The 23,673-nt window shown below is 55.1% G+C and carries 25 protein-coding genes; 16 read left to right on the forward strand and 9 right to left on the reverse strand.

The genetic code is table 11. From position 1 onward, the window contains the following. Position 1 precedes the first annotated feature (1 nt). The 11 genes from lipA to HYT79_06805 are packed head-to-tail and all read left to right on the forward strand — an operon-like array spanning position 2 to position 10,659. The gene (lipA, locus tag HYT79_06755; protein MBI2070287.1) at positions 2–907 is read left to right on the forward strand and encodes a lipoyl synthase; all 906 of its coding nucleotides are present in this window, start codon (positions 2–4) and stop codon (positions 905–907) included. Next, complete coding sequence (gene pdhA, locus HYT79_06760; GenBank protein ID MBI2070288.1) at positions 897–2,021, forward strand: pyruvate dehydrogenase (acetyl-transferring) E1 component subunit alpha; 1,125 nt, start codon at positions 897–899, stop codon at positions 2,019–2,021. The genes lipA and pdhA overlap by 11 nt, the downstream gene beginning before the upstream one ends. Then, positions 2,022–2,999 (forward strand): alpha-ketoacid dehydrogenase subunit beta, encoded by a 978-nt coding sequence (locus HYT79_06765; GenBank protein MBI2070289.1) that lies wholly within the window; start codon positions 2,022–2,024, stop codon positions 2,997–2,999. It abuts the gene before it with no gap. Then, positions 2,993–4,183, forward strand: coding sequence for a 2-oxo acid dehydrogenase subunit E2 (locus tag HYT79_06770; GenBank protein MBI2070290.1), 1,191 nt, complete (start codon positions 2,993–2,995; stop codon positions 4,181–4,183). The genes HYT79_06765 and HYT79_06770 overlap by 7 nt, the downstream gene beginning before the upstream one ends. Beyond that, the gene (lpdA, locus tag HYT79_06775; protein ID MBI2070291.1) at positions 4,184–5,602 is read left to right on the forward strand and encodes a dihydrolipoyl dehydrogenase; all 1,419 of its coding nucleotides are present in this window, start codon (positions 4,184–4,186) and stop codon (positions 5,600–5,602) included. Positions 5,603–5,622: 20 nt separating this feature from the next. Then, positions 5,623–6,057 (forward strand): hypothetical protein, encoded by a 435-nt coding sequence (locus tag HYT79_06780; GenBank protein MBI2070292.1) that lies wholly within the window; start codon positions 5,623–5,625, stop codon positions 6,055–6,057. A 35-nt stretch (positions 6,058–6,092) separates the two neighbouring features. Next, a complete protein-coding gene (locus HYT79_06785; protein MBI2070293.1) occupies positions 6,093–6,770 on the forward strand; it encodes an alpha/beta hydrolase in 678 nt (225 codons plus the stop codon). Positions 6,771–6,808: 38 nt separating this feature from the next. Further along, on the forward strand, positions 6,809–8,257 hold the full coding sequence (locus HYT79_06790) for a hypothetical protein (GenBank protein MBI2070294.1): 1,449 nt from the start codon (positions 6,809–6,811) through the stop codon (positions 8,255–8,257). A gap of 6 nt (positions 8,258–8,263) precedes the next feature. Beyond that, entirely contained in the window at positions 8,264–8,521 is a 258-nt protein-coding gene (locus HYT79_06795) for a SemiSWEET transporter (protein ID MBI2070295.1), read from the forward strand. After that, positions 8,518–9,435, forward strand: a complete 918-nt coding sequence (locus HYT79_06800) for an EamA family transporter (protein ID MBI2070296.1) — start codon at positions 8,518–8,520, stop codon at positions 9,433–9,435. Before HYT79_06795 ends, HYT79_06800 begins: the two co-directional genes overlap by 4 nt. Before the next feature lie 9 nt (positions 9,436–9,444). After that, positions 9,445–10,659 (forward strand): hypothetical protein, encoded by a 1,215-nt coding sequence (locus tag HYT79_06805; protein MBI2070297.1) that lies wholly within the window; start codon positions 9,445–9,447, stop codon positions 10,657–10,659. A 3-nt stretch (positions 10,660–10,662) separates the two neighbouring features. On the opposite strand, the gene HYT79_06810 is transcribed toward HYT79_06805, so the two are convergent. Beyond that, complete coding sequence (locus HYT79_06810) at positions 10,663–11,757, reverse strand: SDR family oxidoreductase (protein MBI2070298.1); 1,095 nt, start codon at positions 11,755–11,757, stop codon at positions 10,663–10,665. 114 nt (positions 11,758–11,871) lie between these two features. Between HYT79_06810 and HYT79_06815 the strand changes: the two genes are divergently transcribed. Then, positions 11,872–13,002 carry a hypothetical protein gene (locus HYT79_06815; GenBank protein MBI2070299.1) on the forward strand — a complete coding sequence of 377 codons (1,131 nt, stop codon included), beginning with the start codon at positions 11,872–11,874 and terminating at the stop codon, positions 13,000–13,002. Between the two features lie 4 nt (positions 13,003–13,006). On the opposite strand, the gene HYT79_06820 is transcribed toward HYT79_06815, so the two are convergent. The 7 genes from HYT79_06820 to HYT79_06850 are packed head-to-tail and all read right to left on the reverse strand — an operon-like array spanning position 13,007 to position 19,382. Then, a complete protein-coding gene (locus HYT79_06820; GenBank protein MBI2070300.1) occupies positions 13,007–13,903 on the reverse strand; it encodes a hydroxymethylglutaryl-CoA lyase in 897 nt (298 codons plus the stop codon). Next, positions 13,891–14,679, reverse strand: a complete 789-nt coding sequence (locus tag HYT79_06825; GenBank protein ID MBI2070301.1) for an enoyl-CoA hydratase/isomerase family protein — start codon at positions 14,677–14,679, stop codon at positions 13,891–13,893. The genes HYT79_06820 and HYT79_06825 overlap by 13 nt, the downstream gene beginning before the upstream one ends. Next, positions 14,679–16,295, reverse strand: coding sequence for a methylcrotonoyl-CoA carboxylase (locus HYT79_06830; GenBank protein MBI2070302.1), 1,617 nt, complete (start codon positions 16,293–16,295; stop codon positions 14,679–14,681). The genes HYT79_06825 and HYT79_06830 overlap by 1 nt, the downstream gene beginning before the upstream one ends. 10 nt (positions 16,296–16,305) lie before the next feature. After that, complete coding sequence (locus HYT79_06835) at positions 16,306–16,518, reverse strand: PspC domain-containing protein (GenBank protein ID MBI2070303.1); 213 nt, start codon at positions 16,516–16,518, stop codon at positions 16,306–16,308. Between the two features lie 19 nt (positions 16,519–16,537). Next, positions 16,538–17,686: a thiolase family protein gene (locus tag HYT79_06840; GenBank protein MBI2070304.1), complete on the reverse strand. Its 1,149-nt coding sequence runs from the start codon at positions 17,684–17,686 to the stop codon at positions 16,538–16,540. After that, entirely contained in the window at positions 17,683–18,189 is a 507-nt protein-coding gene (locus HYT79_06845) for a four helix bundle protein (GenBank protein ID MBI2070305.1), read from the reverse strand. The genes HYT79_06840 and HYT79_06845 overlap by 4 nt, the downstream gene beginning before the upstream one ends. A 38-nt stretch (positions 18,190–18,227) precedes the next feature. Next, on the reverse strand, positions 18,228–19,382 hold the full coding sequence (locus HYT79_06850; protein ID MBI2070306.1) for a thiolase family protein: 1,155 nt from the start codon (positions 19,380–19,382) through the stop codon (positions 18,228–18,230). Positions 19,383–19,531: 149 nt separating this feature from the next. On the opposite strand from HYT79_06850, the gene HYT79_06855 reads away from it, so the two are divergent. The 4 genes from HYT79_06855 (at position 19,532) to HYT79_06870 (ending at position 23,335) form a co-directional block, all read left to right on the forward strand. After that, positions 19,532–19,918, forward strand: a complete 387-nt coding sequence (locus HYT79_06855; protein MBI2070307.1) for a helix-turn-helix domain-containing protein — start codon at positions 19,532–19,534, stop codon at positions 19,916–19,918. A gap of 132 nt (positions 19,919–20,050) precedes the next feature. Beyond that, entirely contained in the window at positions 20,051–22,012 is a 1,962-nt protein-coding gene (tadA, locus tag HYT79_06860) for a Flp pilus assembly complex ATPase component TadA (protein MBI2070308.1), read from the forward strand. A gap of 1 nt (position 22,013) precedes the next feature. Then, on the forward strand, positions 22,014–22,916 hold the full coding sequence (locus tag HYT79_06865) for a tetratricopeptide repeat protein (GenBank protein MBI2070309.1): 903 nt from the start codon (positions 22,014–22,016) through the stop codon (positions 22,914–22,916). Continuing rightward, a complete protein-coding gene (locus HYT79_06870; protein MBI2070310.1) occupies positions 22,913–23,335 on the forward strand; it encodes a hypothetical protein in 423 nt (140 codons plus the stop codon). Before HYT79_06865 ends, HYT79_06870 begins: the two co-directional genes overlap by 4 nt. 13 nt (positions 23,336–23,348) lie before the next feature. On the opposite strand, the gene HYT79_06875 is transcribed toward HYT79_06870, so the two are convergent. Continuing rightward, positions 23,349–23,498 carry a hypothetical protein gene (locus HYT79_06875; protein MBI2070311.1) on the reverse strand — a complete coding sequence of 50 codons (150 nt, stop codon included), beginning with the start codon at positions 23,496–23,498 and terminating at the stop codon, positions 23,349–23,351. Between the last annotated feature and the right edge of the window lie 175 nt (positions 23,499–23,673).

Consider the following 23,673-nt stretch of genomic DNA (forward strand, 5'->3'; position numbering starts at 1 on the left):
CATGATGGCTGTGACGACGCGCGCTCCGTTTCCTCCCTGGCTTCGAGTGAAGCCGCCCTCCGGGGAAAATTATGTCCGTCTTAAGAATTTGATGGCGGAATTCAATCTCAACAGCGTTTGCGAAGAGGCGCGTTGCCCCAATGTTTCCGAATGCTGGAGCGGGGGAACCGCCACCTTTATGGTGATGGGAGACGCCTGCACGCGCGGCTGCCGTTTTTGTTCGGTGGAAAGCCTGGCCCGGCCCGCGTCGCTCGATCCTGATGAGCCGAGCCATTTGGCTCAGGCGCTGGGGCGCATGGGTTTGAATTACGCGGTGCTGACTTCAGTTTGCCGGGATGATTTGCCGGATCAAGGCGCGGGCCATATTGCCCGGTGCATCCGCGAAGTCAAAGCCTCGGCGCCGGCTATGCTGCTTGAATTTTTGATTCCTGATTTTCGAGGGGACCGCGATTGTCTCAAGACCGTGGTTGAGGCGGGCGCCGATGTCTTGGCCCATAACCTGGAAACCGTCCGGCGCCTGACTCATCCGGTTAGGGACAGGCGGGCCGGTTATGAGCAGTCATTGGACGTTTTGAAAGCCATCAAGTCCATGGATTCAGCGATCGTCACCAAATCGTCTTTGATGCTGGGGTTGGGGGAAACCGAGGATGAACTGTTGGAATGCTTTGCCGACTTGCGCGCGACCGGCGTCGAAATTTTGACCTTGGGCCAATACCTGCGGCCCACCGGCGGCGGCCGCCATTTGCCGGTTCTGGAATATGTTCCTCCTGAGCGATTTGACGAGTTGAAGAAAAAAGCCGAAAATATGGGCTTCCTGTACGTGGCCTCCGGTCCGTTTGTGCGATCGTCGTACAAAGCGGCGGAGTTTTTTTTGGAAGGGTATTTAAAGAAGAACAGTGCCGATTAAAACATTAGCCGAATTCAAAATCGAACGCCTGGAGATACTCGGCCTTGACGGCCGGGCGGACGAGTCCTTGGCCCCGGCCATCGCCAAGGACAAGCTGCTCGACATTTACCGGATGATGGTGTTGTGCCGCGTCTTCGATGAGAAGGCTTTTAAGCTTCAGCGCCAGGGGCGCTTGGGCACCTACCCCCAGATTATCGGGCAGGAAGCCACGCAGGTGGTTCCGGCCTTTTGTCTTCAAAAAAAGGATTGGCTGATCCCCACTTATCGCGGCCAAGGCTCCTATTTTGCCCGGGGCATGCCTTTGGTTAATTCCCTCCTTTATTGGGGCGGCGATGACCGGGGGGTGAGTTTTCCCGAAGGACAAAACGACATGATTTTTTCTATCCCGGTGGGCAGCCATTTAACCCAGGCCGCGGGGCTGGCGTTGGCCGCCAAGTTGAGGAAAGATCCCTCCGTGGTTTTGACTTATTTAGGGGACGGAGCCAGCTCCAAGGGCGATCTTCATGAGGCGCTGAATTTTTGCGGGGTTTGGAAATTACCCGCCATTTATTTGGTTGAAAATAATCAATGGGCCATCTCGGTTCCCAGAAAAATGCAGACGGCTTCTGAAACCATCGCTCAAAAAGCCATCGGGTACAAAGTGCATGGGATTCAAGTGGACGGCAATGATGTTCTGGCCGTCTACAAGGCGGTGGCGGATGCCGTCGAGCGCGGCCGCAAGGGCGACGGCGCGACCCTGATCGAGGCGGAGACTTATCGCCTCGGCGATCATACCACCGCGGACGACGCTTCGCGCTACCGTTCCAAAGAAGAGACCGAGGCCTGGAAAGCCAAGGACCCGGTCACGCGTTTTAAGAAATATCTTTTGAGCAAAGGCGTCTTGGACGAGGACACGGATATTCGTTTCTTCAAGGAGGCCGAGCGCCAGGTCCAGGCCGCCATCGAAGAATATGAAAATTACCCTGAGTCCAACCCGATGGATATATTCACCAATACTTATGCGCAGAATCCACCGCACGTCGAGGAGCAGCGCCGCGAGCTTGAGGAAATCCTAAAAGTCAAAAAGGAGCGCCAAGCCCCGGTGGTGGCCCACGGGGAAGGGCGGTTTCCGTAAATGGCCGAGCTTAATCTCGTTCAAGCCATCAATCAGGGTTTGGCCCAGGCTATGGAGGCCGACGACAAAGTTGTTTTATTGGGCGAGGACGTGGGCTTAAACGGCGGGGTTTTCCGTGTGACCGAAGGGCTGCAGAAGCGTTTCGGCCCCGAGCGCGTGCTCGATACCCCGCTGGCGGAACTCGGCATCGTGGGCGCTTCGGTCGGCATGGCGGTATATGGGCTGCGGCCGGTCTGTGAAATTCAGTTTGAGGGGTTTTTGCCCGCGGTCATGGACCAGGTGATTTGTCATATGGGCCGGTTAAGAAACCGCAGCCGCGGCCGGCATACGGTGCCCATGGTCATCCGCGCTCCGCACGGCGGTTTGGTCCATGCGCCCGAGCATCATTCGGAGTCCCCGGAATCTTATTTCATGCATACGCCCGGCATCAAAGTCGTGGCGCCGGCGACGCCCAAAGACGCCAAAGGCTTGATCATCGCGGCCATCAAAGACCCGGACCCGGTCATTTACTTTGAGCCGAAGAGAATTTACCGCGCCCTCAAAGAGGACGTTCCCGATCAGCCTTATGAGGTGCCCATCGGCAAGGCCAGAGTGGCTAAAGAAGGCAAGGACGTCACCCTTATTTCTTGGGGAGCCATGGTGCATACCTGTCTTGAAGCCGCCAAAAAGCTTTCCGTCGAGGGCGTGGAAGCGGAGGTTATTGATTTGAGAACCATCGCGCCGCTTGATCTGGAAGCCATCTTGTCATCGGTCGCTAAAACCGGGCGCGCGGTGATCGCTCAGGAATCGCCCAAGACCTGTTCGGTGGCTTCGGAAATTTCGGCCTTGATTCATGAGCGCGCGCTTTTGAAACTCCAAGCGCCGGTCAAAAGAGTTTCAGGCTGGGATGCGCGGATGCCTTTATTTCGGCTTGAGAAATATTATGTCCCGGATGCGGATCGCGTTGTCCGTGGCGTCAAGGAGACGCTGCAATTTTAGAATTCAAGCTTCCTGACGTCGGCGAGGGCCTTCATGAAGGGGAAATCGTCCAATGGTACGTTAAGGAAGGCGACGCCGTCCAATCGGAGCAGCATTTAGTCGACGTTTTAACGGACAAAGCCACGGTTGAAATCACCTGCCCTCGGGCCGGAAAAGTTCTCAAAATATTAGCCAAGCCCGGAGACAAGATCAAAGTCGGCCAGACCATCGTTGTGTTCGGCCAAGAAGGGGAGACTTATCAAGGCGCCGGCAACGGCGTTAAGGATCATGCCACGGCCGCGCCGGGCCCTGCGGCGGAGCCCTCCCGCGTGATGGCGGGCGTTTCCGGGACCGGTGAAGTGTCGGCCACCCCGGCCGTCAGAAAATTAGCCAAGGACCTGGGCGTTGATTTGGTGTTGATTCGCGGCACCGGCAGTCAGGGCCGCATCACCGAAGAAGATGTCCGCCAAGCCGCCGGCCCCAAAGTCCAGCCTCAGATGGCGACAGCCGCTTTCGGCCCTGAAGAGCGCGTGCCTTTTTTGGGCATTCGCCGTAAAACCGCGGAGCGCATGATTCACTCCAAGCGCACGGCCGCGCATGTGACTCATGTGGATGAAGCGGATATGACCGAACTTGTCGCCTTGAGGGAACAAACCAAGGCGACGGCCGAGCAGCAGGGCGTTAAGCTGACGTATCTTCCCTACATCGTCAAAGCCGTCGCGGCCGGCCTTAAGGAGTTTCCGTATTTGAACGCATCGCTTGATGAAGCGAAGCAGGAAATCGTTTTGAAGAAATACTATTCGATCGGCGTGGCCGTTGATACGGAGAAAGGCTTGTTTACGCCGGTGATGAAAGACTGCGACAAAAAAAATGTCATTCAAATCGCCAAAGAGCTCGATGCGCTGATCAAGAAAGCGAAAGCCGGGCAGCTTGAAGTCTCTGATCTTCAGGGCGGCACGTTTACCATCACCAATGTCGGCCCGATCGGCGGATTAATGGCGACCCCCGTCATCAATTATCCCGAAGCCGCTATTTTGGGCGTGATGAAAATGGCCAAGCGTCCCGCGGTTAAGGACGGCCAGATTGCGGTCAGGGACATGATGAACCTTTGCTTGTCGTTCGATCATCGTGTTTTAGACGGGGCTGAGGCCGCCCGGTTCATGACGGCGTTGATTAAAAAGCTCGAAGCCCCGGCGTCTCTTTAAGTGATTCAAACGGAAGTTTTGGTCATCGGCGCCGGTCCCGGCGGTTATGTGGGCGCGATCAGGCTCGCCCAATTAGGCAAAAAAGTCCTCCTGGCCGACAAAGACAAGCTCGGCGGGGAGTGCCTGAATTACGGCTGCATTCCCTCAAAAGCCCTGATCGCCGCCGGAAATTTAGTCCATAAAATCAAAAAAGGCAATTTTGGGATTGAGACTCAGGGCCTCTCTGTTAATTTGGAGAAACTTCAGGCCTGGAAAGGCAATTTGATCGGCGGTTTAAATCGCGGCATTCAGGGATTATTGAAAGGCAACGGCGTTCAACTGTTCATGGGGGAAGCGGTCTTTACCGGTCCTCGTCAAGCGACCGTTACAACAGCCCAGGGGAGCGACAAAATCGCTTTTGAAAAAGCCGTGATCGCCACAGGGTCGCGCCCAATGGAGATTCCGGGCTTTGCCGTGGACGGCAACCGCGTGATCGGCTCCAAGGAAGCGCTTGAACTGAAAGTTTTGCCTAAGAGTCTTGTGGTGATCGGCGGCGGGGTCATCGGTCTTGAAATCGGCACTTATTACGCCAAACTGGGCGTTGCCGTGACCGTGGTTGAGCTGATGAATCAATTGTTGCCCGGCATTGATCCTGAATTTGTCATTCCCGTGGTCCGGTCGCTGGAGAAATTGGGCGTCAAAACTTATATCGAGACTCAGGCCGTTGGTTTCCAGGACAAGGGAGCGGAGGCTGCGGTTACGCTTAAAACCACTCATGGCGAGATTGAGCTGATGGCCGAGAAAATTTTGCTTTGCGTGGGCCGCAAGCCCAATAGCCAAAGCTTGGGGCTTGACGCGGCCGGCGTCAATGTCGATTCCAAGGGATTTATTCAAGTCAATGAGCAGGGTGAAACAAGCGCGCCGGGCATTTATGCGATCGGGGATGTGACGCCGGGGCCGCTGTTGGCCCATCGCTCTTCAGCCCAGGCTTTGGCCGCGGCTCAAGCGATTGCCGGCGGCCCGTTTCATTCGATCGGCGCCGTGCCCTGGGCCGTATTCACGGACCCTGAGTTGGCTGTGGTGGGATTGACCGAGCGTCAGGCCAAAGAGCAGGGGCTTTCTGTTTTGGTCGGCAAGTTTCCATTCGCGGCTTCAGGCCGCGCCCTGGCCGCGGGCGAACCGGATGGCTTCGTTAAAGTCGTGGCCGACAAGAACAGCAAAAAGGTTCTAGGGGCGGGCATCGTCGGTCCCGAAGCCTCGGATTTAATCAGCGAGGCGGCCTTGGCCGTGCGTTTGGGGGCTACGCTTGACGATGTGGCTTCAACCATTCATCCTCACCCGACGCTGCCGGAAGCCTTCCATGAAGCCTGCGAAGCGGCCTTGGGCCAAGCCATCCATATTCTGCCGCCGCGCCCACAGCCGCAAACCATTCAATCATAACAGGCATAAAAGGAGGAAACATGTGTTCTAAAGATTGCAAGAAATACGGGATCGCGGCCGGAACTTCGGTGGTTTTGGTGACGGCGATGGAGTTTGTTGTTCATCATCTCATTCTGAGTCCGACTTATCAGAAACCTGAATTCGCTTCGATTTGGAATACGCCGGAAACAATGAATTCGCGGATGCCGGCCATGCTCTTGGCTCATGCCTTGTTCGGCCTGGTCTTCGCCTGGATTTATACCAAGGGATACGAGGAGGCCAAACCTCCCTTGCCGCAAGGTTTGCGCTATGGGCTGATGGCCGGACTTTTAACCGGCGTTCATTCGGCCCTGATTAATTATTTTGTTTATCCTGTTTCTTGCGGATTAGCCTGTTCCTGGGCTGCGGCGGCCGTTGTTGAATGCTTGATCCTGGGCGCCGTTGTTTCTTTCATTTATCGCCCTCATTCGCATTGATGAAACGCCGGGCCGTCTCGTTATTATTTTTGCTGATGGCGGCTTGGCCGTGTTTAGCCTGCAAAAAAGAGACGATTCAAACTGCAGCCGGACCTATCGAGACCGCGGTCAGCCGACCTAAAGGCAAAGGCCCCTTTCCTTTATTGGTGATTGCTCCGGCTAAGCAATACACCATGGAAGGAAAAATTTTCGAAGAGCTGGCTCATGGGGCGGCCGGTCTGGGTTATTACGTTGTCCGGTTTAATTGGGGGTATATTCCCAAAAAGTCGGAGCCATCCGCCGATTTATCGGCCGAGGCCAAAGAACTCGATGCTGTGATCGAGCATTTCCGCAAGGAATCCAAGGTTGACGCCGGCCGTGTTGTCTTAGCCGCGAAAAGTTTTGGGACTAAGGTCGCCATGCTGGGTCCCGAACAAAAGGCCAGGGCCTTGCTGCTGTTGACGCCCAATTGCGACGCCGAGCGGACGTTCCGTAAAACTTACCAGCCCGTTTTTGCTTCAACGAAAAAGGCGCATGTTGTTATTTCCGTCAATGATCCCTATTGTGATATCAATCAAATTCATGAAGCGCTCAAGGATTTGGGCTCTCGCGTGACCGTACATACGTTATTCGGGGATCATAATTTCGTTTTGAAAAGCGCGGCTTCCGATATCAATGAAAAAGCGGCTATTCAAAGCAGCTTAAACTGGCTGCGCCAAGTTCAAGATAACTGAGAAAGCGGTTGATGCCGACTTGAGAGGGAAGGATTAATATGATTTTTGATCTTAGCGATAAGAAATATTTGACGCTGGTTTTGTTGCCAATTTTTTTGATTATTTTTGGCTTATCGTTGGATATTTATGGCCTTCGAGACTGCGAGTCTATTGAGCAGGAGCTTAATGCTGTAGAGTCGGCTCTTAGCGACCAGCAAACTTTTTTAATCGATCCGGAAATTAAAAATAAAGGTCCTATCCGAACGGAAATTCGAAAACTGGAAAATCGGAGGAATCGTCTCAAAAAAGAGCTTGCCGATTGCCTTGACAGCGTATCCAGCATCAAAATCGTCGGCGTCGAATTTAATCAGGCAATTCAGTATTTTCAATCCCAACTTCTTCCCATCCCCGGCTCTCCGGAGGCTGGCCCAAAGCCTGACAATTCCGTCCCTCTCATAGCAGGAAAACCGACCGGCATTCGAGTTTATATCAATACACCCCAGTCTTTGATAAACGAGTCAGCGCCTGTTTTTATTAGCGGGAAACTGCTGGTTCGCCTTCGTTCGCCGCGGGGATTAGTTGAGGAACACATGATCGAGTCTCGCAATCGGGCCCTTGCGCTGGCGGCGAACCAGATTGATCGCGGTCGCATTGCACACACGCTTAATTTTACGATTCCATCACAGTGGAGCCGCGGTAAAATGGAGATTCAAATCAGTGCTTTCTTAAAACGGACCGCAGATCAAGCGATTGTTTCTTCGGATGCCCTCTTGCGGTCTATCGAGTTTGAGGCGATTCATAAAGTGGACGTCGTCGAACTTAGGGTTCAGCTCGTGAACGCGCAGGGCAATGTGGTGACTCCGGCAGTGCCTGAAGGTACTATAAGGACATCCTTGAATGCGCTTGCCGCAAGATTGATGCCGGTGGCCGGTTTTAATATCAGTTCGTTGGTTTTCAGCTCTACGCAAGCGTCAGCCGCAGGATTCATTGATTTCGAAGAGCACCGCTATCGCCCCTTGGTTGGAGACGCTGTCGTCGTAGCCGTTCTTCCCAATAGCGCCAGGGAAGTAGGATGCGGTAGACCATTGCGCCGAGCCGCGGCCGTGTATTTTGGCACCAGTGATTCGACTAATGTCGCCGAGGAATTTGGCCATGCTGTTTGCGGGCTCAGGCATCCGGGAGGCATCCGCTATCCCAGATATCAGACCAACTATGCGCCGGCTTTGACGAGCGATGGGCAGTTGCCTGAAAGGGTGATCGGCGAGTTTGGTTATGACCCCATATCTGAGACAATTTTTTGGCCCAATGCCAAGGATTTTATGAATGGCCAGCGATCTTTTTCTGGTTCTAGCGGCGCATGGATTTCTCCATTTCATTACGGTATTCTTTTAGACTGCTTTAGAAACCAAGAATGGCGCTGGCCATGCAATAGCCGCACCAATGAGCGTTGCACTGATCTTATCGAGCTTAATCCGCATGAGAACCCACGACCTGGGATATGTGACTAAAATAGAGTGGACACATTGACTTGGCTCGGATTGACTGCGGCCGCTTGCACGACAAGCTCCTATGTCCCCCAGGTTCTCAAAAGCTGGCGCAGCAGGAAGGTCAAAGACTTGTCTTTGGGGATGTACTCTTTGTTGACCTTCGGCATCGCGCTTTGGCTGATTTATGGCTTCCTAAAAAAAGACACGGCTTTGATCGCGGCTAATTCCATCAGTCTTTTGCTTTCTTCTTCGGTTCTCTATTTAAAAATCAGAACCCCCCAGTGATCACTCGCCGGGCCTTGTTTCTGCTTGTTTCCGCCAATGTGCTTGGGGGTTCGGCCTATGCTTTTGCGGGTTACGCCCTAAAAGCTTTTTCACCCCTTGAGCTTGTTTTTTGGCGGACTCTGCTCGCGTCTGTTCTGTTTCTGCCGTTTTTGTTCCTTGCCCGGCCTCTGAAGTTTACGCGCGAAGAATGGGCTCGGATGGCGTTTGTGGGCGTTTTCGGGTACGCCGCTCCCTTATTAATCGGCAATATCGGCCAAAAACTCTCCTCTGCGACCAATGCTTCTTTATTAATCGGGACCGAACCCGTGGCCATTGTTTTGCTTTCAGCCGTATTTTTGCGCGAGCCGTTGACCCTGTTGAAAATAATCGCCATCGCCGGCGGCGTGACCGGGGCCGCGTTCATTGTCTGCCAGGGCATTCCCTTCGTCAACGTGTCCATCGCGCCTCATTGGCGCGGAGATTTGCTGCTTTTGCTCCATGGCATTCTTTGGGCGCTTTATTCCATTGTCGGAAAACCGGTATTGCGCCGGGTTGATCCGATGATTTTTACGGCGATCACCACGCTTTTCGGTCTGGCGGCGATGAGCTTGATGCTGTTGCCGACCATGGGAGCGCCTCGCGTCGGTTCTTCCTCCTTTATTGCCGTCGCCAGCCTGGTTTATTTGGGGCTGGGGGTGAGCTTTCTGGGGACCATCGTATGGAACAAGGGTCTTGAGCTTGTCCCCGCTTCTCTGCTCGCCAATTTTATTTTTCTTCAGCCTTTGGTCGGCGTGATCCTGGGCGTCGGGCTTCATCGGGATCGTTTTACACTTTGGAGCGCGGCCGGCGGGGTTTTAATTCTGGCGGGCGTGTATTTTGCGGCCAAAAACAGCGAATCTTCACGCTCCCTTGATTTGAACTCATCCGGCTGTTAAGCTTGACTCATGAAGCGAATATTTTTGTGCGCGGCGGTTTTTTTGTTGGCCGGGGGGATTTGGGCCGACCCCGGCGGAAAAGGCAAGGGGAAGGGAAAAGGCAAAGTCCCTGAGAGCAGGGAAGAGAGGCCGGAGCGTATCCCCGCCTGCGGTTCCGGGCCAGAACTGACTCAATCCCCGTTGGCCATGGGCGATTTTCTAGGCTTGGTTCCCTTGGGCAATCTCAATCCAACGGGCCATGTTTTTCCCACGGACCATATGTATTTTTATATTCGCCGTTCGGGTAGCGATCCGGCGACCGTGCCTGTGGTGGCTCCCAGTGACGGCTGGATCACCCAAGTGGCGGCTTCGGAACATGTGGGCGCGGGTTTTACGGATTATCAAATCGCCATCTCACCTTGCCGGGAATTTAAATATTACTTTGGGCACGTTTCCAATATTCCGCCGAAACTCCTTCATCGTATCGGCGACTTCGCGGCTGCGGATTGCCATAGCTATTCCACCGGAGGCGAGACTTTCAATTATTGCCGCAAAGAAGTGCGGGTCAGGATCAGGGCCGGGCAGCGTCTGGGCACGGCCGGACGGCCGGGGCAGAATGCTTTGGATATGGGCGCTTTTGATTTTCGGGTGCCGGCTTTGCCGTATGCCAATACCGCGCGCGTTTGTCCTTCCGGCGTTCCGGCAGGCGCTTGCGAGGCGCTGCAAGTCGTTTGTCCCGTCGATTATTTTTCATCCGGAGTGGCCGATGCCTTGGAAGCGCGCTTGGGCACTTGGGACGGGTCCCTTTTGAGAACCGTTGATCCGCTTTGCGGCGAGGTTGAGCAGGATGAGCCTGATAAAGCTCAGGGCAAATGGTACGTTTCAGGCACCACGGAAATGTATCCCGAGGATCCGCATTTGGCTTTGGTTCACGACAATGTCGAACCTGAGAAAGGGGCTTTTTCCGTAGGCAATTCCCTGGCGCCGGGTCTTTCTTCCGGCGTTTATTTTTTTACGCCCACGCACAGCGGCTTGGTTAATCGCGATTTTGATGAGGTTTTATCGGACGGCGATATCTATTGTTACGATTCTTTTTCTCTTCGTTACGGCGGCCCGGCTCCGGCCATGTCCGTCATCATTCAAATGACCTCGGATACCACGCTGCAAATTGAAAAGCAAAGCGCCGCGACTTGCGGCTCAGGGCCATGGTCGTTCACCTCGGCCGCGCGCGAATTTGAACGCTGATTTTTAAGCCTTGGCCAGGCGGCCCGGCTCGTCTTTGCGGGTCAGCCAATAACGATAAAGGGTTTCCAGGTAATTCTTCAGCGGCGGGCAGGCGACCCCGCTTCCATTGAGCATGGACAACGTTTGGGCGCAATCATATTTGGCCTTGTGATTGAAATAAGTCACCATTTGCTTGGGCGCGCCCAGCCATGTTTTGACCGGTCCGATGATCATGGCTTCGAAGAGTTTGGCCGGGATGGAGAAGGGCAGGGGCGGTCTTCCGGTGATCCAAAGGCAGAGCTGACTGTAAATATCGCGGGCCAGCATGGGCTTGGGGTCTACGATTTGGAAGGCGCCGCCGATGGCCTCTTTTTTGCGCGCCAAAGCCATGGTGGCATCCACGAGATAATCCACCGGAGCCAGATTGACCTCGGCGTCCGAAGGCCCGACCAGCGGAAGCCCGCCGGGCAGCCATTTTAATTTCCAAATCATGCGCATGCCGAAATAAGGCCCGTCGAATTTATCCGTTTCTCCCGTCTTGGAATCGCCGACAACGATTGCGGGACGGATAATGACCGCAGCCAAACCGTCGGCCATGGCTTTGCGAATTTCGATCTCAGCCAGGAACTTGGTGGATTCGTAGTTATTTTTAAAGCCCTGCCCCATATCAAGCTCGTCTTCTTTGATTAAGCCTAAACGGTCGCCGGCCACGTAGCAAGTGGAGTAATAAACCAGTTTTTCAAAATTCTTGGCGGCCCCACAAAAGGCCAGAATATTTTTCGTGCCTTTGACATTAACCTTATGCGCGAACTCGTAAGGAACGGCCAAATCGTAAATCGCGGCCAGATGCCAGACTTCGGTCGCGGAGGCGGCCAGGCGCTCGTAAACCTCGGGGGTTAAGCCTAATTTCTGGTCCGTGATATCGCCGGCCACAGCCGTGGCTTTGAGCCCGGAACGCCCTTGTCGGAGCTTATCCAAGTCCGCATTAGCCTGGTCCAAAAATTTTGGCTGGACCAGGCAGGTGACTTGGGGCGCATTTCCTTCGTTCAGCAGTCGCGCAATCAATCGCCGGCCGATAAAGCCGGGGAACCCCGTAAACACAATGTGGCGCTGGCTCATCGGGTCTAGTTAATCAAATCCTGCGGTTGATGAAAATGACCCCCTTGAATTCGCGGTGATTTGCTGTTAATCATTAACAGGGGAAGAAATTTAGGTTGGGCGCGGAGTAATGACATGTTGAAGAAATGGTTTTGTTTAACCTGGCTGCTCATGTTGGGCGTTTCGTTGTCTCAGGCCGCTATTTCAAATATCCTGATTGATTTTGACGGCTGCCTTTATTCAAAGCGGGGGCCGGATTCGAGCGATCCAACTGATGAGGAAATTCGACAATGCCTTGATGAGATTTCATCCGACGATATAAATTCTCTATGCGCTTTGCACGGGCGCGAGGAACTGCGGGGGGAGATTGTGCGCAATTCCGTTCACGACGCAGTCTTTACCATTATGCGCGATTCTCTTGTAGGAGATGGTGGAGAAGACGTGGGCGAATGTGGCCGGTGGTTGGCGGCGCGCGCCGAAGCGGCGTCTCCGGTGCTGGCGTCGACAGGGCCGGTTTCCCTGTCTCCCGTTTGGAAAGTCCATGACACCCTTTCCAAATTAAACGACACGATTATGCAGGCGGCGACCACCCATGCCAGGATCGAGGCTTGGTCGACCTTGGCCGGCCGCGAGGCATCGCGTCGGCGCAGGGCATTGGAGCGCGCGGAAGCGGCGTTGGCGGCTTTGCCTCCTGATGTCAGCAACAGCGAATTGGTGGCCGCTTGCCGGCCGATGCGGGCTTCAGGATCAGACGGAGTAACCTATTCCGATCGATGTTATGAACTGACAACCAGGGGCAGCCGGCTCTACAACGCCAGAGCCGCCAGAGACAGGGCGCGCACGGCGCATCAGCAATTTTCTTCCGTGCCGCGCACGTTTAGGCGTTTGGCTGATCAATCCAGCGAGCCTTATACCGATCTTCTTTGGTTGAGGCGCTGTTTTGTGGGCCATGTTCGTGGAGAGGGGGGAGCCGATGATTTTGCGCGCGTTCGCGCGCCCGAATTTTTTGATCGTTTAACGGCTGTTATTGATGGGCGCTTGGCGGATCTTCAAGCGAGGGCTTCCAATGTTGAAACCCGTGGCCGCCGCATGGGTCGGCGTCCCAATGAGGCCGAAGTGGCTGAAGCCTTGACGACCGCGGGTTCCGGGGCTGCTTATGATGAAGCGGACGATGGGATCAGAAGCGGCGAAAGCGCGGACTGCGATCAAATCATGGCGCAGGAATGGGACGGGGCTTGGTCTTCTTCTGAAGGGGAAGAGGAATAAAACGTCAGGTTTTCAGGCGGCCGGCGGCCCGCGAAGTAATCGGCCGGCCAAGGTGCGGCGCCAGCGCCGCCAGCGCAGCGACTAAAGCGTTTAAATCAATGGGCACCGTGGCCCCCATTGATGATAAAGCGTAAAGCAAATCCTCGGTCGCCACATTACCCGCCGCTCCAGGAGCATAGGGGCAGCCGCCTAATCCTCCGGCCGAAGCGTCAAAACGAACAATGCCGAACTCCTGCCAAGCGGTCAGCGCATTGGCGACGGCCATGCCGTAAGTGTCGTGAAAGTGAAGGGCGATTTTTTCTTTGGGCATGTTTTTCAGCAGAATGTTCAGCAGGCGCCTGAGCTCATCGGGGTTGGCTTTGCCGATGGTGTCGCCGATGGAAAGTTCATCAACACCTAGAGTCAAAAGCTCTTGAGCCACCGGCCAAACCTTATCCGGCGAAATAGGGCCATCATAGGGACAATGGAAAGCCGTGGAAATATAACCGCGAACCGGAATTTTTGCGGCTTTAGCTTGGGCTAAAACCGGCTTAAAGCGTTCGATGGATTCTTTAATCGTGGCGTTGATATTTTTTTGGTTGAACGTTTCCGAGGCGGCGGTGAACACCGCGATTTTGTCCACCTTAGCGGCGAGGGCGCGCTCCATGCCTTTTTCATTGGGAACCAAGGCGCTATAGATGACGCCTTTTTTTCTTTTGATTTTTTGAAAAATCTCTTCGGAGTCGGCCAATTGCGGGATGGCTTTAGGAGAGACGAAGGCGCCCGCCTCGATTTCCTGAACCCCGGTTTGTGACAGAGCGTCGATAAAGGCGATTTTAGCCTGAGTCGGTATGGTATTTTTTTCGTTTTGAAGGCCGTCTCTGGGGCCGACCTCGGTGATCTGAATACTTAGCGTTGCCAATTCGGTTTTCTCTTGTCCAAAAAAGCGGCGAACCCTTCTTTAGCTTGGGGCGTGGCTCGCACGCGAGCCAGGGTGTCGATGCAATAATTAAAACGCTGGGCGCGTTTTAAATCCGCGAAACGGCGCAAATAATCTTTGACCAACCGGGCGGTTTGCGGCGCTGTTTTTAGAATGTCGGCGATCGCGGTTTCAACCGCGGATTCCAGATTTTCAAGAGGGGCGACGGTATGGACCAGTCCCGCTTCTTTGGCTTGGGCCGCGGAAAATATTTCAGCCGTGATATAAAGCCGCCGCATTTGTCCCAAATTGACCTTGGGGGCGACGAAGGTGGACACGACCGATGGGATCAACCCGAGGCGGCCTTCGGAAAAAGAAAAACGGCTGTTTGATTCGGCGATCACCACATCGCAGGCCGCCACAATCCCTAATCCGCCGCCGAAGCAATTGCCGTGCACGCGGCCGATCACGGCGAACGGCGCTTCATCGATGGCGCGGCACATATTGGCCAGGCGAGCGGCGTCTTTTTTATTTTTGGCCCGGTTATACCCGGCGGCCCGCTTCATCCAGTTGATATCGCCGCCCGCGCAAAAATCCCGTCCGGCCCCGGCGATCACCGCGATCCTGACGCCCTCATCTTCGCCCAGTTCTTTAAAGAGACGGATGATTTCATCAAAGGTCGTTTCATCCATGGCATTGCGGACGTCCGGACGGTTGAGGGTGACGCGCGCTACAGGGCCTTGGCGTTCAATCAGAAGTTGGGAGTAGGCCGCCGCCATTACATTCTAAAAACAGGGTAGCGGGCCGGGCCCTCGGGCATGGAGCGGGCGGCGATTTTCAGGCAGCGGCCCACGATTTTTCTGGTGTCCGCCGGGTCGATAATGCCGTCATCCCAGAGCCGGGACGTGGCGTAATAGGGATGCCCCTCTTTCTCATACTGCTCTAAAACCGGTTTTTTAATGGCTTGAGCTTCCTGGGCGGACAGGGTTTTGCCTTCCCTGGCTAATTGCGCTTCCTTTATAGTAGCCATAACGCCCGCCGCTTGCTCGGCGCCCATCACGGAAATCCGCGCATTGGGCCAGGTAAACAGAAAACGCGGGTCATAGGCGCGCCCGCACATGGCGTAATTGCCGGCTCCGTTGGAGGCGCCCATGATCACCGTGATTTTAGGGACGTTGACGGTCGAAACCGCCTGCACCATTTTGGCTCCGTGTTTGACGATGCCGCCTTGCTCCGCTTCCCGGCCCACCATGAACCCGGTGATGTTTTGCAGGAACACGATCGGCAGCCTTCTTTGGCCGCAAAGCTCGATGAAATGCGCGCCTTTCAATGAGGACTCGGAAAACAGAACTCCCTGATTCGCGACAATGCCCACGGGCACGCCCATCCAGCGGGCGAATCCGCAGACTAAGGTCGTGCCGTAATTGGCTTTAAATTCCTGGAAGCGGGACCCGTCCACCAGGCAGGCCAGTATTTTTTTGGCGTCGGAGGGCCGGCGCAAATCGCGGTTGATCACATAATAAATATCCGTGGCCGGGTAACGCGGCTCCTCAACGTCTGGGGGAGCCGGCGCCGTTTCGCCGCCCAGATTTTCGGCGATACTGCGCGCGATTTTTAACGCCTCGTCGTCATTAGCCGCCAAATGATCGGTGACGCCGGAAATCGTAGAGTGCATTTCGCCGCCGCCTAATTCCTCGGCATCCACATCTTCGCCGATCGCGGCTTTCACCAAGGGCGGTCCGCCCAGGTAAATCGTTCCTGTTCCGCGAACAATCACGCATTCATCAGCCACGGCCGGCACGTAGGCTCCGCCGGCCGTGCACATGCCCATGACCACCGCGATTTGGGGGATGCCCAAGGACGACAAAACCGATTGATTGTAAAAAACGCGGCCGAAATGCTCCTTGTCCGGAAAAACCTCGGCTTGGCGGGGCAGGTAAACGCCTCCGGAATCCACCAAATAGATGCAGGGGAGGCGGTTCTCCAGCGCGATTTCCTGGGCCCGCAAATGTTTTTTGATGGTTTCAGGATAATAGGTGCCGCCTTTGACCGTGGCGTCATTAGCCGCGATCAAGCATTCGCGTCCGGACACCTGCCCGATGCCGGTGATCAAACCGGCGCAAGGCACTTGATCGTCATATTGGCCCACCGCCGCCAGGGCCGAGAATTCCAGAAACTCGGTTCCCGGATCGATTAATTTCGCGATGCGCTCACGAGCCGTAAGTTTGCCGCGCTTTTTATGCAGGTCCACGGCTTGGGCGGGGCCGCCCCGCCGGGCGGCTTCAAGCTTCTCCTGTAAATCAGCCAATAGAAAGCGATGGTATTGGGCGTTTAATTTCACTTCTTCCTGTTCGTGGTTGAGGTTGAGTTCGATGACTTGGCTTTTATCGTTCATGAAAAAACTCCTAATGGACCAGTTTGCCCTTTTGTTCCGGAGGCCAGGGCATAATCAGCCAGCAAACCAGATATAAGATGATGCCGCTGCCGGCATACAGCGTCAGGAAAACCCACGCGATGCGCACGAGCGTCGCATCCAACCCGAAAAATTCCGCGATGCCGCCGCAGACCCCGGCCAGCCAGCGATTATTCGCGCAGCGATGCAGTTTTTTTTCGGTCATCGTCCTATCCTCTCAAAAATTAGGCGCGTTCCACAACTATGGCCACGCCCTGCCCGCCGCCCACGCAGATGGAAGCGGCGCCTCGTTTTAAACCGCGCCTGCCCAGCTCAAGCAGGAGCCCCAGGACCAAACGCCCGCCCGTGCCACCGAAGGGATGCCCCAGGGCGATGGAACCGCCGTTGACATTGACTTTGTCTTCAGGGATGTCCAATTCCCGGATATCGATCAAGGTCTGCGCGGCGAAGGTTTCATTGATTTCAAAAAGATCGATTTGTTCGATGGTCAAACCTGCGCGCTTGAGCGCGGCGCGGATCGCGGGCACCGAGGCCCAGGCCATGCGCTCAGGCGTCGTTGCCGCGAACGCTCCGGCCAGAATGCGGCCCAAGGGTTTTTTGCCCCAAGCGTGCGTCGTTTTTTCATCGGCCAGGATTAAAGCCGAGCCGCCGTCGACTAAGCCGTGGGTGTTGGCCGGGGTCACGCTTCCGATGTCGCCGAATGGGCGCGACTGCGCAAAATAATTCAAATTCGGTTCATCGAGCATATTGTCGTCTTGTGTTGTGGCGCCCACCGGCGTAATCTCATCGCCGAGGCGTCCCTGTCGCCGGGCCAGGCCCGCGCGCGCGTGGCTTCTTAAAGCCCATTGATCCTGCGCCTCGCGGCTGATGTTGAACTCACCGGCCAATTCATCCGCTGTTTTGCTGATGGCGCGGCCGCAGCCTAAATCTTTAAAAGAGGGGACGAAAATTTCCCGCCGGGGCACCAAGCTGATATTATCCGCTCCGGCGGCCGCGATCAGAGCGGCTTCACCGCCGGCCACGTCTTGGGCCGCTTCCAAAACGGCATGAAGGCCCGCGCCGCAGGCCATATTGGTGGTTAAGGCCGGAATTTCCGGGGGAACTCCGGCGCGCAGCGCCACATAGCGGCCGCCGTAGCACGCATGCGCGCCCACATGGTACATATTGCCGAAAACCACGCGATCCAAGCGTTGAGGTTCGAGGCCGGATTTCTCCAGAGCGCCTTTTAAAGCCGCGGCTCCCAGGTCGAAAGGATCATAGGGTTTGAGCGCGCCTCCGGCTTGGCCCGCGCCTGTTTTGCCCGAAGCCCAGGCCGCAAAAGGGGTTCGCGCACCGGTTAAGATGTAGACAGGATTTGAAATTTGAGATTTCAAATTTGAGATGACCGCTCGAAGCCGGCTTCTTTGAGCCGCACGTCAATCTCGGCTTGCAGGATTTGCCCGGATTTTTCTCTGTCCAGGCGAAGGCGCGTATTTTCATTGAAGTGGCGCTGGCCGCGGATGCCGGAATTTTGCAGGCTGTCCGCCCAAGCCCGCAATTGCCGTGAAATGGCTTCGACTTTGAATTTCAGATTTGAAATTTCAGATTTGAAATTTTGAGCAAGTTCGAGTTTCTCAATGAGGCAGAGCATGGAGCGAACCTCGCCGGCCGAGCCGCGGGCTATGTAAAGAAATGAAAGCAGCTCGTTTGTTGTTCCGCGCTCAAAGCCCTCGGCGATATTATTGGAGACGGATAAAGCCGCCCGTTCCAATTGGTTTTTGAGTCCCGCTTTTGTTTTAAACAGCGGTTCTTTTTCAGTCAATTGATAAACGTGAAGCGCCAGATCAATCGCCTCTTTCCAGGCCGGCAGTTCTTCAAAGCGTTTGTAGCTGGCCACTTTTTTAAATCTAAAATTTCAAATCTGAAATTTTAGATTTAGTTAAGAATCTCGATGCCCACGCTCACGGCTTCGCCGCCGCCCAGGCAAATGGCCGCGGCGCCGCGTTTGAGATTTCTTTGCTTCAAGGCGTTGATGAGGGTTACCAAAATTCTGGTTCCGCTGGCTCCGATGGGATGCCCCAGGGCCACGGCCCCGCCGTTGACATTGATTTTTTCCTGAGGCAGGTTTAAGAGCTTCATGCACGCCAACGAGACCACGGCAAAGGCTTCGTTGATTTCAAATAGATCGAATTCATCGAGCCCCATGCCGGTTTTTTTGCTCAGGTTCTGCAGCGCGCCCGCAGGCGCGGTCGTAAACCAGATCGGTTCCTGACTGTGCTGGGCCCAGCCCAGGATTTTGGCCAGAGGCTTTAGATTGCGTTCTTTAACCATGCTTTCGCTCGCTAAGACCACAGCTGCGCCCCCATCGTTTAATTTGGAGGCATTGGCCGGCGTCACCGTACCGTTAGCTTTGAACACCGGTTTTAATTTCGGGAACTTGTCGAAATTCGATTTTTTGGGCTCCTCATCTTCGTTGATGCCGTCCACGGGCACGATCTCATCTTTGAAGCTGCCTTTGGCCTGAGCCTCTTGGGCTTTCTTGTAAGATGAAATGGCGAATTCATCTTGCGCTTCGCGGGTGACCTCGTGCTTTTCCGCGCAAGCCTCGGCGCAGTTGCCCATGTGGATATTATCGTAGGGGTCCCACAATCCATCCTTTATATTGGCGTCGATCAATTGCCCGTGGCCGAAGCGATAACCGGTGCGGGCTTTTTCTAAGAGGTAGGGGGCTTGACTCATATTTTCCATGCCGCCCGACACCATGGCCTTGGCGTCGCCGGCGCGGATCATTTGATAACCCAACGTCACGGCTTTTAATCCCGAACCGCAAACCTTATTGACCGTCAAAGCGCCGACGCTCGGCGGCAGCCCCGAATAAATGGCGGCTTGGCGCGCCGGCGCCTGTCCGATGCCGCAAGAAATCACATTACCCATGATGACTTCGGCGATGTCCTCGGGTTTTAAGCCCGAGCGGTTCAAAGCTTCTTTGATCGCGGCGGCGCCGAGTTTGGGCGCGGAGCTCATGGCGAGCGCGCCGTTGAATCCGCCGATCGGCGTTCGGGCGGCGGCGACGATGTAAACATTTTCCATGATGATAACCTCCAAAAAAGTATCGACTTCATTAAATCAAAATTAAAACCGTCGATTTCTAATCACGACCGCCCAAGTTGTGAGAAAACACCCATTGCAAATTTTTTTATTCGCTGGTATTTTTTATAAGCTTTAAGCTTATGGGGGAGATGATGGGAAACAACCAGGTTGGGGGGCTCGCCAAGCGCTATGGTTTTACGTTGCGCTCTCTTCGGGAGTACGCCAATTTAAGCGTCACCGGATTTTCCCGGCTCATTAAGTCCTCACCCGCCTGGCTTTCCTATATTGAGCACGGCGAACGCGTTCCTTCCTGGCAATTCGTGACCACGTGCTTGAATATTTTGGACCGCAATAACGTTCCAAAATTCGCCCTTCAGGAACTCGAAGACCTTGGACGCCGCCTGATTATGGGCAAGACATTCGTGTGCAAAGCGGCGGTCGCCGTGGATTTGACTCCGCAGCCCGAGAAGGGCGGCGAACGTTCGACGAAAAACGGCAACGGCAGGAAAAACGGCAAGCACGCCGACGTGAATTAGACCGCTCCACCCTTCATAAAAACGCTACAAAACCTTTACCCAGACAAGACCATTTTTTAGGCGAAACTGCTTTATGATGGTAGGGTCCCTAACAGTATTCAGCGGCGAAACCGTTGCCGGGGGAGGGTTGCGATGAATAAAGAGCATGATTCGCAGGAGCCGATGACCGTGCTTGTCGCCGATGATAACCGCGATTATCAAAGCCTGCTCAAATACCTTTTGGAGCGCCAATCCTATCGTGTCGTGGCCGCCATGGACGGCCGCCAGGCATTGAAGTTGGCGGTGGAGAAACATCCCCATTTAATGCTGGTGGATTACAATATGCCGCAATTAAACGGCTACGAGCTCATCAGGGAGCTCAAGAGTCGTCCCGAGACAAGCAAGATCCCGATCATTATGTTCACCGGCTATACGCACCGCCGGCATCTTAGGGACGTGACGTCCATGGACGTTGTTGATTTTTTGGAAAAACCCATTCCTAATCAAACGATTTTAGACGCCGTCGCCAAGGTTTTGGGAACGCCTGCCCAGCCTCATGAGCCAACGGCCGCTGGCAATGACTCCATTGGGCGGGTTCAAGACAGTCATCGCTCAGGGCAGGCAAGTGAAGTCCCGCCCCTGCCGCCGCAGCAAAGCGTCCGGCCGCCCGCTTCCCCCGATCCTTTAAGGCATCAATCAAACGCCTCGGAGACGGCGGGCCCTCAGATGGCCGGCGCCGTGATGGAACCGCCGTCCGATCAGGTTCCGGAGCCGGAAGCCCCGGAGCCGGCATCGGCAGAATCGATCGAGCCCCAGGCGCCGGCTTTTCCCATGGAGCCCGACTTTTTGCCGGACGACGACCAGGCGATTCTGCAATTGGTGGAAACCAGGAAGGAGCAGCAGAAGGCGCAGGAGGCTCATGAGGCCTTGCAGTTGGAAGCGCTCTCCAGCGCTTCGCCCATCATCAAAGTCGTCAATCAAATTTTAATCCGCGCCGTTGACATGAAAGCGTCGGATATCCACGTCGAACCTCAGGAAAAAGAGCTTGTTGTCCGCGTGCGCCTGGACGGTTCGCTTCAGGTGCTGCGCACCTTCCCGCCCGCGCTTCATGCGCAGTTGGCGGCCCGGATTAAAATCATGGCGGATTTGTCCATCACGGAGCGGCGGCTGCCCCAGGACGGGCGCTTCAATGTCGTGATGAGAGACCGCAAAATCGAGTTTCGCGTCAGCACCTTGCCCTGTGTTTACGGAGAAAAAATCGTCATGCGCATCCTCGGGCAGAGCAAATTAAAAGGCAAAGTTCGGGACTTGGGTTTAAACGGACGCGACCAGGCCGCCATCGAACAGGCGGCCGGCTCCCCGCACGGTTTGATCCTGGTCACCGGGCCGACGGGCAGCGGCAAAACCACGACGCTTTATACCGTGCTCGCTCATTTGAACAATACGGACGTCAATATCATGACGGTTGAAGACCCCGTGGAGTACCAATTGCCGGGCATTTCCCAGGTGCAGATCAACCCGCATATCCATCTGACCTTTGAATCCGTCTTGCGTTCATTCCTAAGGCAGGACCCGGACATCATGCTTGTCGGCGAAATCCGCGATTTGGAAACCGCGGAAATCGCGGTCAAAGCCTCCGTCACCGGGCATCTGGTTTTATCCACCCTGCACACCAACTCCGCGGCCGCGGCTGTGACCAGGCTGACGCATATGGGGCTGGCGCCTTTTCTGTTGGCGGCCAGCCTGCGCATGGTGATGGCTCAGCGCCTGCTGAGGCGGCTGTGCCCTCACTGCAAGAAGGCAAGCGAATTGGGCGGCGACGATCGCAAATTTTTAAGCGGCGATGAACCCGATCGTTTAAAACAGGTTTACGTTGCGACCGGCTGCAACCGCTGCCATAAGACCGGCTTCAGCGGGAGATTCCCGGTTTTTGAGGTGATGCCCGTGTCTTCGGGGGCGATGCGCGAGGCGATTTTGACGTCGGCAGGGTTGGACAAAGTCACGAAATTGGCCGTCAGGGAAGGCATGACCACGTTGCGCAGCGCGGCGCTCGCCGCAGTCGGGGAGGGATTAACTTCCATGGATGAAGCGTTGGACATAATTTTGGGGGAATAAAATGAATATTAAAAACGGAGATCCGATCGGGAACGGTCACGACATGCCTCATGCCCCGGGCATCGATGCCAAGGAGTTGCCTCTGTACAAGCTCTATTGGCTGGGCCGCCAAAAGCTGCTGCTGTTTACATCCCAGGGTTATCAGGAAGCCATGGGGTATTTTCGCGAAGCCGTCAAGCAGGACGCTCGATTCGTCTTGGCTTGGGCCGCTATGGCGGAGACCTACGCCTATTGGGGCTATTATTTGGAATTCGCCGGACACGCGGATTCGGCGCGGCAGTGCTATGAATACGCCTATCAGAGCGCCGAGCGGGCGTTGCAGGTTTCACCCTCACTGGCTGAGCCGCATCGGGCCATGGCCTTGGCGTTGCGGCGCGGCCCTAAAGCCGATGCCCAGCGCCGCCGCCAGGAGGCCCGATTCGCTTTTGAGATCAATCCCGATGACGCTGAAAATTGTTATGAATATTGGCGGTCCTTGGGTTATGATCCGGACAACCCTCTCATTTATAGAGCCCTGGCCATCAATCCTTGCCTAGGCGGCGCCTATAATGATTTGGGCGTCGTTTTAAACGAGAAACACCGCTGGGAGGAGGCGGCCGATTGCTTGCGCCGCGCTATTGAGATCAATCCGCGCCACAGCCTGGCTTATTGCAATTTAGCCTGGGCCCTGGTCGGCCTGGGGCATAACGATCAGGCTGAAACCGCCTGCGCGAAGGCGTTGGACATCAACCCCCAGGAGAGCCGGGCGCATGTGATTTTAAGCCTCGTTTATGCCCAGAAGAAACTCTTAGACCGCAGCGTTGAGGAGCTGAATCGGGCCAAAGAGCTTGATCCCGCCAATGCGGCCATCGAAGAGGGATTGGCGATTTTGGCCCGGCAGCGCCAAAGGAGCGTGCCTGTATGAATATCAACGGTCATCCCGCTACGGCGCATCAGGCGTCGTTTAAAATTCTGGCTGAGGAATTTTTTAAATCCTTGGGCGCCGCGGCCAAACTTTTCGTGCTTTATCCCGCGAAGCATCCCATTTGCGTCGAGGGTTTGGCCAAGGTCAATCAGGAGCTTAAAGAACTCTTGGACTCGAGTCCGGACGGCTCGATTATTCTGGCCTGGATGAATCAGCGCTGGCTCGTGCACAACGGAGACGTCGTGGAACTGGCCCGTGCGCCTGAAGCGATTGAAACGCTGTTTCGTTTTTTGGGTCTTGAAACCCTGAGTTTTCACGCCGGCATCGAGGCCCGGGAGTTGGCCGGATTTTGCGCTCTGGCTTCCATGCCGCCCGGCCGTTTGGCTGAATTGGACCCGGAAACTTGTTTGGAAAAATAACCAGCTGCACAAATTACAGCACTTTTGCAGGAGGCGCATTAAAATGCACTTCAAAATGCGAATTAGACACTTCATCATGCACTGAAAAAGCAAAATGCGGAAATTCTGTAATTGACGTTGGTGAAAGCTGCGACAGTTCGACATTTGTGCCAAACAGCGGCAAATGCGCTAATTACAGCGTTGATTTCAATGACGGCAACTTAAAATGCGCCAGCAATTGCAGGCTTGACACATCAGATTGCAAAAAAGCACCACTTTGCGGGAATATGCGAATTGATTCCGGAGAAGCCTGTGACACAACAAACTTTGGGGCATTGAGCGGCAAATGCAATGATTAC

This window comes from Elusimicrobiota bacterium, assembly GCA_016180815.1.
Lineage (GTDB): Bacteria > Elusimicrobiota > Elusimicrobia > JACQPE01 > JACQPE01 > JACPAN01.

Coding starts and splice junctions, on each gene's coding strand:
- HYT79_06855 (MBI2070307.1), top strand. CDS start 19,532: ATGATGGGAAACAACCAGGTTGGGGGGCTCGCCAAGCGCTATGGTTTT.
- HYT79_06830 (MBI2070302.1), bottom strand. CDS start 16,295: ATGAACGATAAAAGCCAAGTCATCGAACTCAACCTCAACCACGAACAG.
- HYT79_06785 (MBI2070293.1), top strand. CDS start 6,093: ATGGCGGCTTGGCCGTGTTTAGCCTGCAAAAAAGAGACGATTCAAACT.
- lipA (MBI2070287.1), top strand. CDS start 2: ATGATGGCTGTGACGACGCGCGCTCCGTTTCCTCCCTGGCTTCGAGTG.
- HYT79_06850 (MBI2070306.1), bottom strand. CDS start 19,382: ATGGAAAATGTTTACATCGTCGCCGCCGCCCGAACGCCGATCGGCGGA.
- HYT79_06765 (MBI2070289.1), top strand. CDS start 2,022: ATGGCCGAGCTTAATCTCGTTCAAGCCATCAATCAGGGTTTGGCCCAG.
- HYT79_06835 (MBI2070303.1), bottom strand. CDS start 16,518: ATGACCGAAAAAAAACTGCATCGCTGCGCGAATAATCGCTGGCTGGCC.
- HYT79_06825 (MBI2070301.1), bottom strand. CDS start 14,679: ATGGCGGCGGCCTACTCCCAACTTCTGATTGAACGCCAAGGCCCTGTA.
- tadA (MBI2070308.1), top strand. CDS start 20,051: ATGAATAAAGAGCATGATTCGCAGGAGCCGATGACCGTGCTTGTCGCC.
- HYT79_06790 (MBI2070294.1), top strand. CDS start 6,809: ATGATTTTTGATCTTAGCGATAAGAAATATTTGACGCTGGTTTTGTTG.
- HYT79_06810 (MBI2070298.1), bottom strand. CDS start 11,757: ATGAGCCAGCGCCACATTGTGTTTACGGGGTTCCCCGGCTTTATCGGC.
- HYT79_06815 (MBI2070299.1), top strand. CDS start 11,872: ATGTTGAAGAAATGGTTTTGTTTAACCTGGCTGCTCATGTTGGGCGTT.
- HYT79_06805 (MBI2070297.1), top strand. CDS start 9,445: ATGAAGCGAATATTTTTGTGCGCGGCGGTTTTTTTGTTGGCCGGGGGG.
- HYT79_06870 (MBI2070310.1), top strand. CDS start 22,913: ATGAATATCAACGGTCATCCCGCTACGGCGCATCAGGCGTCGTTTAAA.
- HYT79_06865 (MBI2070309.1), top strand. CDS start 22,014: ATGAATATTAAAAACGGAGATCCGATCGGGAACGGTCACGACATGCCT.
- HYT79_06780 (MBI2070292.1), top strand. CDS start 5,623: ATGTGTTCTAAAGATTGCAAGAAATACGGGATCGCGGCCGGAACTTCG.